General features: G+C 45.1%; 7 protein-coding genes. 1 reads left to right on the forward strand and 6 read right to left on the reverse strand.

Going from position 1 to position 12,857, the window contains the following annotated elements; translation table 11 throughout:
• Positions 1-13 precede the first annotated feature (13 nt).
• The 6 genes from MD588_RS14235 to MD588_RS14260 are packed head-to-tail and all read right to left on the reverse strand — an operon-like array spanning position 14 to position 10,706.
• Positions 14-3,739 (reverse strand): cellulose synthase subunit BcsC-related outer membrane protein, encoded by a 3,726-nt coding sequence (locus tag MD588_RS14235; protein ID WP_265698032.1) that lies wholly within the window; start codon positions 3,737-3,739, stop codon positions 14-16.
• Entirely contained in the window at positions 3,730-4,848 is a 1,119-nt protein-coding gene (bcsZ, locus tag MD588_RS14240; RefSeq protein ID WP_265698033.1) for a cellulose synthase complex periplasmic endoglucanase BcsZ, read from the reverse strand. The genes MD588_RS14235 and bcsZ overlap by 10 nt, the downstream gene beginning before the upstream one ends.
• Entirely contained in the window at positions 4,845-7,088 is a 2,244-nt protein-coding gene (gene bcsB / locus MD588_RS14245; RefSeq protein WP_265698035.1) for a cellulose biosynthesis cyclic di-GMP-binding regulatory protein BcsB, read from the reverse strand. Before bcsB ends, bcsZ begins: the two co-directional genes overlap by 4 nt.
• Positions 7,089-9,671 (reverse strand): UDP-forming cellulose synthase catalytic subunit, encoded by a 2,583-nt coding sequence (bcsA, locus tag MD588_RS14250; protein ID WP_265698036.1) that lies wholly within the window; start codon positions 9,669-9,671, stop codon positions 7,089-7,091.
• Between the two features lie 19 nt (positions 9,672-9,690).
• Positions 9,691-10,494: a cellulose biosynthesis protein BcsQ gene (gene bcsQ, locus MD588_RS14255; RefSeq protein WP_265698037.1), complete on the reverse strand. Its 804-nt coding sequence runs from the start codon at positions 10,492-10,494 to the stop codon at positions 9,691-9,693.
• Between the two features lie 26 nt (positions 10,495-10,520).
• Positions 10,521-10,706 carry a hypothetical protein gene (locus MD588_RS14260; RefSeq protein WP_265698038.1) on the reverse strand — a complete coding sequence of 62 codons (186 nt, stop codon included), beginning with the start codon at positions 10,704-10,706 and terminating at the stop codon, positions 10,521-10,523.
• 509 nt (positions 10,707-11,215) lie between these two features.
• On the opposite strand from MD588_RS14260, the gene bcsE reads away from it, so the two are divergent.
• Positions 11,216-12,757, forward strand: coding sequence for a cellulose biosynthesis protein BcsE (gene bcsE / locus MD588_RS14265; protein ID WP_265698039.1), 1,542 nt, complete (start codon positions 11,216-11,218; stop codon positions 12,755-12,757).
• Positions 12,758-12,857 lie beyond the last annotated feature (100 nt).

Raw genomic sequence — 12,857 nt, forward strand, 5'->3', positions numbered from 1 at the left:
TTCGTATCACGAATCAGTAATAATCCGCATAAAGGGTAATTGGCTCTGGCGGAAACTTTATCGGCTGCCAGCGTTGGTTGAAGGTGTATTTCGCATATAGCTGAAAATGGTTTGGCTCATAAGATTCTGACCGTTGAATATCCAACATCGCCCCTAAATACCATTTCAGTGCAATACGCTTTTCGAGTGCGAGTCGAAGCGAGTATCCGAAACCTCCCCCAGTCTCTTCACTGCCATCAAGGCCAAACGGAGCATCCAGCCGGCTCCATGAGTTTGACACTGAAGCATTGGCCGAGTAGGCCCAGGAGTCTTGAATACGCCCGTAGTAACTTACTGGTAACGAAAGAGATAGATACGACTGAGGACTGTAATATCCGCCGTGCCCCACCGCATACTCACCCAGGTTTTTGTCATAGCTCATATAGAATGCGCTTAAACCCACATTCAGTCGGCGGTCATCTTCGGCAATAAGCTTCCAGTAACTCCCTCCCAACAAGGCTATGCGAGTATTGTTCTCTGTATTTTTTCCCGTCAGAAAATGATATTGAGCGCTCGACCAGAGCCCATAAGGCCCTCCCTGATCCCATGACATCCCCAAACTAGCTCCTGTTTTTACCACCCCGCCCCACTCCTGCTTGCTCGGTGTTGCCGAGGGTTGGACCAAGGTGATTCCAGAATATGACAACGTAGTGCTGGTTTCAGGACGACGGGATATAGCCGCTTTGAATGAGAAACTATCTACGTCAAAACTACGCTCGACCCCGCCGACAAACTCCGAATTTAAGAAACCTAAAGGGGTGGTACCAATATCTGCTCGCCAGTTTTCGGCTTCCCAGCCGACACCAAGCGCAGTTCCTACATGACTATCATTAAACGTCTCATTGCTATCGTAGAAATCTTGCTCGCCTGAGCTGATCTGGACATAATCAACTTTGACTATTAGGTGGCCATCGTAATCAGAAAAGGGAATACGGGCTTCAAATGGCACTTGCAGATCCTGATTCGCACCATCTCTAAAACCGTAGTCCAAACCAATCTTAATATGTCCCTCTTCCCGAGCACGTAAGGTATCGATATCAGACTTTACATTGCGGGTTAACCAGTCGTCATCAGCTTCGCGGTACAGCTTTTCCAGTGATTCGCGTTGTGATGGCGGTGTAGTTTGCAGCTCAGATTGCTTTTCTTGCCTGTCAGCGAGCAGGGCCTGATAAGCCAATGTATCGGCGACCTGCCATTGCTTCTTCTCCATCGCAATGGCCAACGAATCATGCTTATCAATAGCCGTCCCATCTTCTCGTTTTGTCAGTTGAGACAACAATTGAGTCGCCTCCTTGCTTTCACCGGCATCATATAACACAGCGATTAACTGGGTTTGCTGAGAGTATGTCAGTAACGATTGACGTTGAATCAAACGCTGCGTAACCAAAGAAAACGTTTTGCGGTCACCGAGAGTATGACTGGTCTGCGCCAACCTAATAGCAACCTCGTCTTGATTATCTACGGTAGCGTGAAGCAAGGTCTGAAACGTCTGGTGTGCTTGCTGAATGTTCCCAACGGCAAAGTCGGCTTTTTCACTATATAACTCGTAATCAGCTACTATTTGGTAGAACTGTACCTGTTGCTCATTGCTAAACTGTCGCTGTTTAGCCGCTTGACGCCATACCCGAAACTGCTTTTCATCATCGAGCGCCACCAGCAGTTCGCCGTATTTCAATATCAACCTCTCGCTCATAGCAGAAAGGTCAGGCTTACCAATGACTAACTTGGCTCTTTCTCGGTTGCCTAATCTCATCCAGGCCGATGCAAGCCGTAACTGCCCATCAAGGTCATCTGGACGATCATAGCCTTGTAACACGCGAGCCGCCGCCTCAGGATCCTGCTCATTGAGAGCTACGGCCCGACTCACAACATGGTCAAACTTCAATCGCTCTAGGTTGGCGTCCATACTGCTGCTACGCTTAGCTTCGGGTACCGCACTCATAATAGCGATCGCATCTGCCAAGCGTTCTTGATTTGACAGGAAAAGCCCATAGGCAAAGGCCATTTCAGGATCACCGTTGCCTTCAGCCCAGTCCTTCATCAGGCGGTTGGCCGAAGCAACCTTGCCCTGACTCATTAAATGGTCTGCAATCTCTTTTCTCAACCAAGGATCGGTCGGATTGATCCGTATTAGTTCATCAATAACTCTGGTTGCCTGTGAGTTATTTCCTTGTGCCGAAAAGCCCTGAAGCTGTTGCATCAGTAACTCAACTCGCAGCGTATCAATCTCCTGCCGAACAAGAGCTTGTTGTGCTGGGGTAAATGCTTGTGCCTGCTGCAACGCTGCCTGAGGCTTGCCTTGCTGAATGTAGACGTTCAACAGTCCTCGCAATGCGGTGGTCGTCAGTGCGTCCTTCTGTAGCGCCTGCTGATAGCGAGACTGAGCCAATAAAAATTGCTTTTGCTCTAAAGCAACATTTGCCTGCCGATAATAGCTATAAGGCTCATCCGGTAGCGTAGCCTGTGCCTTCACATAGTATGAATTGGCATTAGGCCAGTTCCCTTTTTCAGCCAACTGATCTCCACGCTCTAGATAGCTCCAGTACTGTGCAGTATTAATTAGCGTCTGGTACTTGCTCACGTTATCAGGATCATTGTCATATCGTTCGGCCCGTTTGAAATACTCCAGAGCCTGTTCATATTGACCACGACGCTGATAATACTTTCCCATCGCCTCAAGCAGCGCCGGATCTCTCGGCCGCGTTGTCATCGCATAACGAAGCTGCTTATAGGCTGAAGTCAAACTTTTACGGTTATCTGCATTAATCAATGCGATCCCACGGAGCTTGGCTCGATATGTCGGATCCTTGAGCCATTCTTGCTCTTGCTGCCATCGACTTTGAGCACTGCGGTTGGCCTGCTGAATATCTAAGTCCCGTGGAAAATAGCTAGCAAGTATCGCATGCTGTTGAGCCCATGCAGCGTCAACTGGCATATTGGATAGCGCCCTGAGCCAGGTACTTGCGGCCTGTTTTCCGACTTGCGGATCTAAAGACAATCTTTTGAGTGTTGTTAACACCCATGGATTTCCAGCCTCTTGCTTTCGAAGGTGGCTGGCAAGGCGCAGCTGCAATACCGGTACACCCGGGTAGCGATAGTTGATCTGCTCCAGAGCATTTTTCACCTTCTCCCAATTTTTCTCATCTTCACTGAGCAAAGCAAGGTAATCTAATTGGAGCTGATAAGTGGGCATCCCGTAAGGAAATAAAGCCTCATACTTTGCTATTGCTTCCTCAATACGTCCTAACTTCGCAAGTAGCTGAAGCTGCTGATACTCTGCACGCCTGTCAGTGTGTATTGATAAATATGACTGCAATAACAGGACCGAGCCGTTGTTGGGGTACAAAGAGAAAAGTTGATTCATCGTATGCCTGGCATCCCGAATCCGGCCTTGTCGGGCATTAAGCCGAGCCTGTGCCATCAATCCGACCAAATCTGTTGGGGAGATAGCCTTTAACCGTTCCAGTGCAGCCGTAACAATATCGTCTCTATTCATCAATTCAGCCGTATATAGCTGAGTATGAAGCCAATCTACTGACTCCACTTCTTCCATATTGCTGACAAAACGAAATGTAGCTGGTGATTGTTCATAGACTTGTTCTCGCTGTTTCTCTGTCAGAGCCCAGGCAGAATCTGTAATAAACAAACACGATGCAACTGCAGCCACAATTACGCTACGAAGGACAGATGTTACGGGCATTGGGTATCCCAGGCTGTTTTCAAACTACCGTCACGTTCAAAACGGTACCGATTTTCATACCAGCCCATCCCGAACAGCGCCAGAACATTATCGTAATAGTAATTATCCCTTTGGCTACGCAGGGTACTTTCAACTGCCTGATACTGCTCCTTTGCAAACAGCTCTTCACCTGACGAGATCAATAGCGGCAGCAGAGATGCAGAAAAACCTGCCGATCCATTGCCTTTTACTTTTCCATTGCGCGTATCGACGACCCTTGGAGGGCTGCCACGACGGGCACTCGCCGACACCATCGGCTTCATCGCTCTTACCACTTCAGCCTTGAACGGATCATCATCGGCTAGCATCCCTGCCCAAAGGTAAGTCCGGATTGCATTATAACTTCCCGTCCCCTGAGTCTTCTTATCGCTGGCGTAGCCGGCACTTGAATAAACAACCCAATCAGGGCTATAGCCTTTCGGCATCGAATTGATAATGAGCTGTTCGCTCCCCTTTCTCAGTGGTTGCCAATCTTGATGAGGAAAAGCCGTCAACATTTTTTCGATAAGCTGAATAGGGACATAGCTTGGGTTCAGGCGGTAACGATTATCGCTAAGAATAAAACCTTGCGGTGCGGGCAGCAGAAAACGCTGGCCCTTGTCATCAAGCAACACGGTTTCTTCACGTAGTATTCTGCTCGCCAGCAGATAACCCACGCTTTGATAGTAGAAGTTATTCCATAACCTTCCAGCCTCATACAAGGTATAGGCAATCCACAGATCAGAATCAGCCGCCGGATTTTTATCCAATACGGTAAAACGTCCATGACTATCTTTACCCCATAACCAAGCCGGTAGCCTTGCAGTCAAATCGCCGCTGGCGAGGTGATCCTGTGTCCAATTGAAAACTTGATCAAAGGTTGCTGAGTCATTGGCCAGTAGTGCAAAAAATAAAGCATAGGATTGCCCTTCCGATGTCGTGATCTGTCGTTGATCGGAGCCATCAAGTACCCGCCCACTATCCGTGATATAGGTCGCTTTAAACGTTTCCCATAATGGCCATTCACACTGCTCGCTCCAACTCGGACCGCTAAGCATAATTCCGGCTAACACAATGATTAATTTCTTCATTTATCATCTCCGACAGCTAACCTTTGTGCCGAAAGTCGGCTTAGCACACGCCAAATGAGTATTGTTAGCGAAATCACCAACAATGCAGCGCACAATGCCAGTAATACAGGGTGCTCAGAAAAGTGATACCAAATCAAATCTATCACAGGCAATTTACCAAGGTGATAGGTATCACCGACTTCAAAACTGGTAATCTCAGCCGCTTTAATCGTCACCACCGATCCAAACATATGCGCCGATTTACCGCGCTCATTTAGTGCATCACCAATCAATGAAAAATCATCTGAAGATGACGCGACAAGAGAAATAAGGCTACGTTTTTTGGTAAATGGTGACTCCATTGCCACCATACTCGCAAATGCACCGGCAGCCGTCACATCAACCACACCGGTAACATTAGAATCACCTGGCTGAGACTTTAACCAACTCGCCCAGCCAAGCTTATTGTTGTTTACCGGCAATGCCAATTGACGGGTCATTTCACTGAGAATTAACTTGGCTCCCTCTTTCGAGCCTACATCTTCTGCCTGAGACGATAACGTACCGATAGTTAGAATATCCTTATCTGCCAGCAGCTCAGGTACCCAGCGATCAACCATCGTTACTTTTAGCGCCGGGTATCCGGTCTTAGCACCAATCAACCCCATCGTATCGAGTAACAAAGCAACTTCCGCTACCGAAGGATGTTGTTTGATCACCACCGCTGTTTCTGATAAATCCGCCATCTTAGAAAATGGAAAACCTGATTTTGCAAACGCACGTAAGTTAGGCATTTTGATATAATGCGGAAACCCCGAAAAATCGAGTGTCGAATCTGAGTCCATCACAGCGTAATAACGACTCGGCTGTGCAGACTGGCATATGTCAGTCGATTCCGAAGCAAAACTAAATTCAAACTGCATCGTATTGCTGCTGTCTATCCGAAATGCTGGTATATGGGACGATGAATTAGTACTCAACAATGTATCGTCCAATAGTGGGATACGCAGGCGCTTATCATCCGAGTTTCTGCCCTTTTCCGTCAGATTAAAAGCTTCCACAAATTGCCCGTTTACCGAAAAATTCAATCTCGAACCAGAATTCTCTCGTGGCGGTGAATAGCGGTAGCCCAAATCAAGTGGAATACCACGAGACTGCCAGGCAAATAGATCTGGGGGTAAATTAAACGTCACGTTGATTGGAGAAGAGGTACGCCCTTCAGCCTGCAGTTGATAAGGGCCGTCCACAAGCTCAGCAAAGCTAACCGGCCTATCCGTTCTTACCCAGTTAGGAGCATCATAAGGTTGCCGGGGTTTTAAATCAGTAACACTGTTTATCTGAGCAACGGGCCCAGTAAGCAAACTCTTGCCAAGTACCAAACCGCGAACAGCCATATTTAAATCCTCACTGTCACGGCCAAGTACGAGCAATAATTTAATATACTCATTGGTTGGATGTGTGATCAGCTGCAGCGTCGGGCCCGTCACATCAGGCAAATCACGAATGAAAGCCGGTTTGTTCTGGTTAGTCGCAAACACAATCGCATGCTGTTGTGGCAGTTCATCAATATAGACCGGGAAATTGACGCCACGCCAATTAGCTAAAGCACCGAAATACGATGCCAGAACGCCGGCGGCGGTTAGCTCACCAATATTTTGCTGCCCAGGGAAAACAAAGGGTAGTGTTACATGCGAAAAGTCTCTTTCATCAAAAAATGGCGCTGGCAATAATGCTAGATCGGTTGCCAGAATAGACTTTTGTACCTGCAGTCGGACACGGCCGGCGTTGCTGATCTCAGCCCAGATACTGGGATCATTCGGATCTCGACAAATACTATTAATCGAACCGATAAGCTCGAATCGTAGCTGATTAAAGTTACTGATAAACCTTGGGTCTAACGGCAATGAGGCAGAGACACGTTTCCCTTGGTCGCCATCAGCAATCGCAATGACACCCATCAATTCATCATTCAGATACACTTTCAGGTGAGAAACCGCCGCCAGCAATGCCGGAGACGGTATAAAACTAAAATCTAGCGATGCTTTAGAGATAATCTCATCGAGTCGCGAACCAAAGCTAAGATAGGCACTGCTCTCGCTCCCCTGCATCATAATTGAGCCATTGATACCCAACTGAGAAAACGTAATCTCTTTTCTATCAACAACTGAGAATGCTTGTTGCGTTGGTTGCTGAGCAGTTGCAAGACAAGTGAACAACAAAGCAATGATGAACGTGAGTATTTTTATCGAAAGTTGCTTCATTTAAAAATCCTTCAACTGCACAAATCTTGGCCTTAATGAAAAAACAAATTCAATCGATACTCTAACTGACTGATAAATTAGCTTAATGATGCGAGGGCTATTCTCAATCAGCCTTTCGTACCCTTTAAGGCCAACAAGTAAAACACTTTTAAAACTGTTCATCGGTCGATCAGTTTGATATTGCTGCTGCCACTTAAGCCAGTTATCAGCCCGTGCGAATGTACACTGTACGTAATCAATTTGTTGCTGTGTCGTCTGAGATTCGAGTTGAAGCCCTAGGTAACGTTCGCCTCGATAGGCAACTCGACAGTGAAACACTTTTTTCTCCGATGAGCGCTGAAGTATGACCTCTACTTCTTGGTGCCCATTCAAGATACTGTTGTCTGCCATTTCCACCCGCAGCCCTCCCAGCGAAAAATCCCTCATTGTTGCCGGATATAAATGCCCTGTTTTCAACCGGATCATGATGGGGATATCCACGTCGATCCGGTGGTTTTTTCTGATTTGTTTGGCTTCGGCAGCAACCGCGATTGCTCCGCCCAAGATGAGTAAGTTATAAAACGTCCATAATAAGTTCACGATTGTTGTAGCAATCTCATCTGCAGGCCCCCAGCCGAGACGATATATACCAAAACAAACGCCCAGGACATTCAGCCCCATCAGAATCAAGTAAGGTTTAGAGATATGCCAGTCAAAGTGTGCTTCTTCGATCAGTCCTCCCTTTGCTGTCACATTAAACTTCCCCTTGTTTGGCGCGAACAAAGCAACCGTCGTCGGGCGAGCGATATACCAGGCGAGAACGGTTTCATAGACCTCCCCCCAAAAAGAATGGCGATACTTGCCTTGCATTCTTGAGTTCGTAATACTCGCATGCACCATATGGGGAATCACATAAAGTACAATAGCAATCGCCGGTGCATAAATGATATAAGAATGCAGTAGCAAGAAAGCGAGCGGCGCGACGAGGAAAATAATACGAGGGATCCCAGACAAAAAATGCAACATCGCGTTTAAGTAACAGAGTCTTTGATGCCATTTCAGCCCTTTACCCTTCAGAGGGTTATCCAACCTGAAAATCTGTGCCATCCCCCTCGCCCATCGGATTCGCTGGCCGACATGTGCTGATAGCGTTTCGGTTGCTAGCCCGGCAGACACCGGCTGCCTCAAATAAGCAGATTTATATCCAAGGCGGTGCATTTTTAATGAAGTATGGGCGTCTTCCGTTACAGTTTCGACAGCAATTCCACCAACCGCCTCCAAAGCTGTGCGGCGTAAAATGGCACACGAACCACAGAAAAAGGTCGCATCCCACATGTCATTTCCATCCTGCACCAAGCCATAAAATAGATTACCTTCATTAGGTACGTCTCGGAAATTCGCTAAGTTTCTCTCAAATGGATCCGGTGAGAAAAAATGGTGTGGCGTCTGTATCAATGCCAACTTAGGATCCTTAAGAAAAGCCCCCATTGTGACCTGGAAAAATGCGCGTGTAGGAACATGGTCACAATCAAAAATCGCAACAAATTCACCTTGGGTGTGCTTCAAGGCGTAGTTTAGGTTGCCTGCTTTTGCGTATTCATTGGTTGGCCTTCGAATATAATGCACACCGACTTCTTCAGCATAGGCTTTGAATTCATCGCGCTTGCCATCATCCAAAATATAAATATTCAGTTTATGCCGTGGCCAGTCTACCCCTAGCGCAGAAAGCACTGTTGTCTTAATGACATCCAGATCCTCATTATAGGTAGGGATCATCAGGTCAATGGTCGGCCAGCTGGAGACATCTTTAGGTAACAATACCGGTTTCCGTTGCAATGGCCATATATTCTGAAAGTAGCCCAGAACGAGCACTAACCACGAATAGCTTTCTGCCAGCAATAAAATTATCCCGAGCGTTAGATCAACAGAGTCATCCCAATTGAGCGTCGAGGTATAACGCCACCAGATATAACGGCATGAAGCGGTTAACGAAAGGATGATCAGCAGCATATTAGGCAAACGCCCAGGTATTCGCCTTACCATCATTGCCATCGACCAAAGCAACATGACAAAGATAGCCTGTGCCTGCCAACCAAATGGGACGGTAAAGCATAGCATCGAAAGAAAAACGATCACGGAAGATAAAACAACATTAGACAGACTCAAGCGGGTCGCCTCGTTGTTACTTGATGACTGATTATTTTCAGCTTTTCGTTCTATCCAGCTAACGATTTGTCTTACCAGCAACATTGGCAGTGATACAAACCGTGCAAACACTTTTCGAAGCACGCCTGTACGCATGCTATTTCGAAGATTAACGTGTTCCGCAACTTCCTGCCGAATCATCAACAACCAAAGCGTCTGTATCAAGCAACGTATCGAATCAACAATAGTGGGTTTTAGGAAATTGACATGCGGAAAAAGGCGCAGTGGTAACGTCCATGTACTTACGCCATGAATTGTCGGTCGTAAAAACAAAGAACAGATGCCGAACCAAACAAATAATACTAGTTTGCCCCAAAACGAAACCGGCTTCCCTCCTGAATAGGCAGTAAGCTGATTATTAAAACGCTCGATAATCACAGGTTTAAAAATGAAACCCATGAGCAAACTGAACAAGTCTCTAGTCATTTTCAGCTCGGCTAAGAGTTGCTATGCACCATAACGCCAGAGACTTATACTCCGATGAAGCCTGACTATGAGGAGAGTAACAGCCAACCGTTTGTAAGCTTGCAGTGGCCTCAGCAACGGCTTCATCAAAATGAAGGGGATTCGAAATTAACAGATCCTGCCATTCTTTTTTCATATAAAAAGAAAAGTCGGTGCTAACCTCACTATTTAGATAAAACTTATTGGACAATAAATTCAATTTAGGTAAAGAACGAAGTACTTCCCCCTTGGAGCCAAGAATCGAGTTGCAAGCAGTATCCGGGTTAACCACCATGATCTGCATATCAACAACGGCATGGAGAGTATGCAAGAGTTCACGGAAGCCGGCACTAAACGTAACTGCTGGCAAATGAATAATGATGTAATCATAGTGGGCCCCGAGAGTTGCCAACATCTCAGGAAAAACTCCATCAGAGAGTTTAAATACCGCTCTGTGATCAGCAAAGTATTCTGTTTGAGGACTGTCGTTACATTCCACAGCAGCTTGCGTTAAGGCCAATTCTCCGAAAGGTAGAAAAGGCACTCCAACCGGACTCTTATGGAAAGCTAAAGCCCAGTCTTCGGACTGATTTACGCGAACAGCCCAGCCATCTCGATCAGACATTGCCATTGAAAAATGGACCCGAATAAAATTTCTCAAGTCCAAATCAACAATCACAACTTTTTTATTCAAGCCATGAAAGGCACATGTAAGGTTAGCGGCGACAGACGCAGCTCCGACACCGCCTTTTAAACCAGAGATGGCAATTAATTTCATTTAGTGAAACCTTTGCAAAGGATAAATTATATTTTTTCTTCTGTTTTTACTGGTTCAACCTTGGAAACTGATTGCTGTTTTTTCACTTCGGAAATAAATCCCCAACGATTATGAATTGCCACCACTCTTTCATTATCTGAAAATTCTTCATACTCAAAATCATCCAACTCATAAGAAGTGACAATATGCGAAATATCTAAATTTTTACCCATAAACCTTTATCGAATTTACCAAGCCAACGCATTCCATAAAAAACACCTTAATACGCAACACTACGCACAACTGAGCAGGCATTCCCTTCGTAAACACAATACCCATTAAGTTTTCAGAGAAACCAACAACCAATTTACACAAACTTCTGTTTTATAAGTAAATTATTTAACAGGCAACTAAGGGCCATGCTGAGGCTACCTACTCTCACACAAAGTGTCAAATTATTGACAGAAAACAGCATCAACTGGTGACATTTGTACATAAAAGCATCATAATTCGCTTATCTTAACCAAATCGGGTATCTTTATCTACAATTCTATCAACCATTTTTATGTACAATAACACGAACCGACGACAAGAAAACAAGACAAGCAACAATTAACTTACTGTTTGGAAACACATTGTGATTGGGTTAGCATAAATGCCACTGGCTTAATAGCAAACAAATTAGATAGCCAAACTTTTGAACAACAAAACAAGAAACATTTTGAGATAAATCCAGAGCTGTATGATTAATTTTATTCTTTCTGAAAATCACGATGTGCTAAGTACATTTCTAGCTAACTCACGGAATATACAAATTCCGGCTATGAGCCCTATTAACCACACTACCCTCGTGGTTAATATTTCTATAAATAACTTCAAAAATATGTTTGGATTTTCAGAGGACCGACAATTACATACCTTATATGACTCGATCTATTTTTTAAAAAACCATAAAAATAGTCTTACATCTCTCGAACAGCTATACGGTGATCTACAACGTCTGCCAAAAAGTCCTGGCTCGGCACTATATGTACTTACCAATGAAAGCCTTTTTCTATCTAATAACAATAAACAAATCACAGAGGCTTTTTCAAAATTAAGCGACCAGATACGCCGAGCAGGTATCTCCGTACACTTCTGTGTATTTGGTAAAAATGTCGTTAATAACCTGCTACCTGCGCTAAATAGTCACTGTACGCAAATTGGCAGTACATCGATAATTTCTGCCGCCACGGATGGGCAACTTTGCTTCCAAATCATCTATATGCATACTGGTCAAGGCATAATTACCAACACCAGTTACAACTATGCTCCAGGGGCTACCTCTCCAACCCTACAGAGCAACAACCAAAGTGAGCTTAATAATATCAGCCACGCCGCCGACTATAATGAAGTGCTGACACTTAACACTCTGCTAGACAAAAATGAATCGGCTCCTGCAAATTTTCAGTTTTTTGAAACACTTGATCAACTGCTTCAAGTGGCCTCCACGAAAACAAGTGCATCGATCATCTTGCCTTGCTCTACACATAACGATATTGAGCCAGTCGCTCGCTTTTGCTACCAAGTTCGAAAGATCGCCGGCAATAGATTAAAGCTGATCGTCAGAGAAACAAGCCCTTGTATACGTTATTCAGACGAAGGTTTTTTATTGAGCTCGGGCATTAACCTTATTGTGCCTGCAGAGCTTTCTTTCTCTCGCCTGCTAAGTCAAAAGAAAGCCATACAAAATCAGGTTTATACTCTGTCGTTACCAACACGATACGAAGAGCTCCAAACTTTACGGCCAAGCTATAACATTCATGGGGTTACTGATGTCGAGCCTTTCATCCAGCATGTAAAATCACTGGTTTCACAGCAGATCAACCTCGCTGTAGATTTTGCATTAATTCGACTTGACCTCCTGTCAGGTATGACGGCAAAAGAGTGTTTATCCTTGTGCAACCTAAGACGTGATGGTGATTTGCTAACAGCATGCCATGATGCAATTTATATCTTTTTGAGTGCCGTCAGGGCCAATGATATTAGACCTGCGCTGGATAACATTTTTGAAGTTAAAGTCGCTGATTTATTTAAAGAATCAACGGTATTCACCAATGCTGTTGACATTATTGGTGAGCTGGATCGAGCGAAAAAAACTGCAACACCTCTAACCAATGAATTTCTGGTCAATAGAGAAACAAAACCTACGGTTGAGAAAGCAATAACGTTGACGACCAAAGCACGCTCATTCGCCAAACGAACTCCATTAGTGCGTAAAACAGAAAAGGTACTACTTACATGAATTATGACGACTTTCTGATAACCGTTTCTGTCAGCGCATCACTTGGATTTGTTCTGGGGTTATTTTGTCAGTCATTGGTAGCCAAAATACGCACCAAATG

Origin of the sequence: Photobacterium obscurum (assembly GCF_026191635.1) — a bacterium.
Taxonomy (GTDB): domain Bacteria; phylum Pseudomonadota; class Gammaproteobacteria; order Enterobacterales; family Vibrionaceae; genus Photobacterium; species Photobacterium obscurum.

Coding starts and splice junctions, on each gene's coding strand:
- MD588_RS14235 (WP_265698032.1), bottom strand. CDS start 3,739: ATGCCCGTAACATCTGTCCTTCGTAGCGTAATTGTGGCTGCAGTTGCA.
- bcsZ (WP_265698033.1), bottom strand. CDS start 4,848: ATGAAGAAATTAATCATTGTGTTAGCCGGAATTATGCTTAGCGGTCCG.
- bcsB (WP_265698035.1), bottom strand. CDS start 7,088: ATGAAGCAACTTTCGATAAAAATACTCACGTTCATCATTGCTTTGTTG.
- bcsA (WP_265698036.1), bottom strand. CDS start 9,671: ATGGGTTTCATTTTTAAACCTGTGATTATCGAGCGTTTTAATAATCAG.
- bcsQ (WP_265698037.1), bottom strand. CDS start 10,494: ATGAAATTAATTGCCATCTCTGGTTTAAAAGGCGGTGTCGGAGCTGCG.
- MD588_RS14260 (WP_265698038.1), bottom strand. CDS start 10,706: ATGGGTAAAAATTTAGATATTTCGCATATTGTCACTTCTTATGAGTTG.
- bcsE (WP_265698039.1), top strand. CDS start 11,216: ATGATTAATTTTATTCTTTCTGAAAATCACGATGTGCTAAGTACATTT.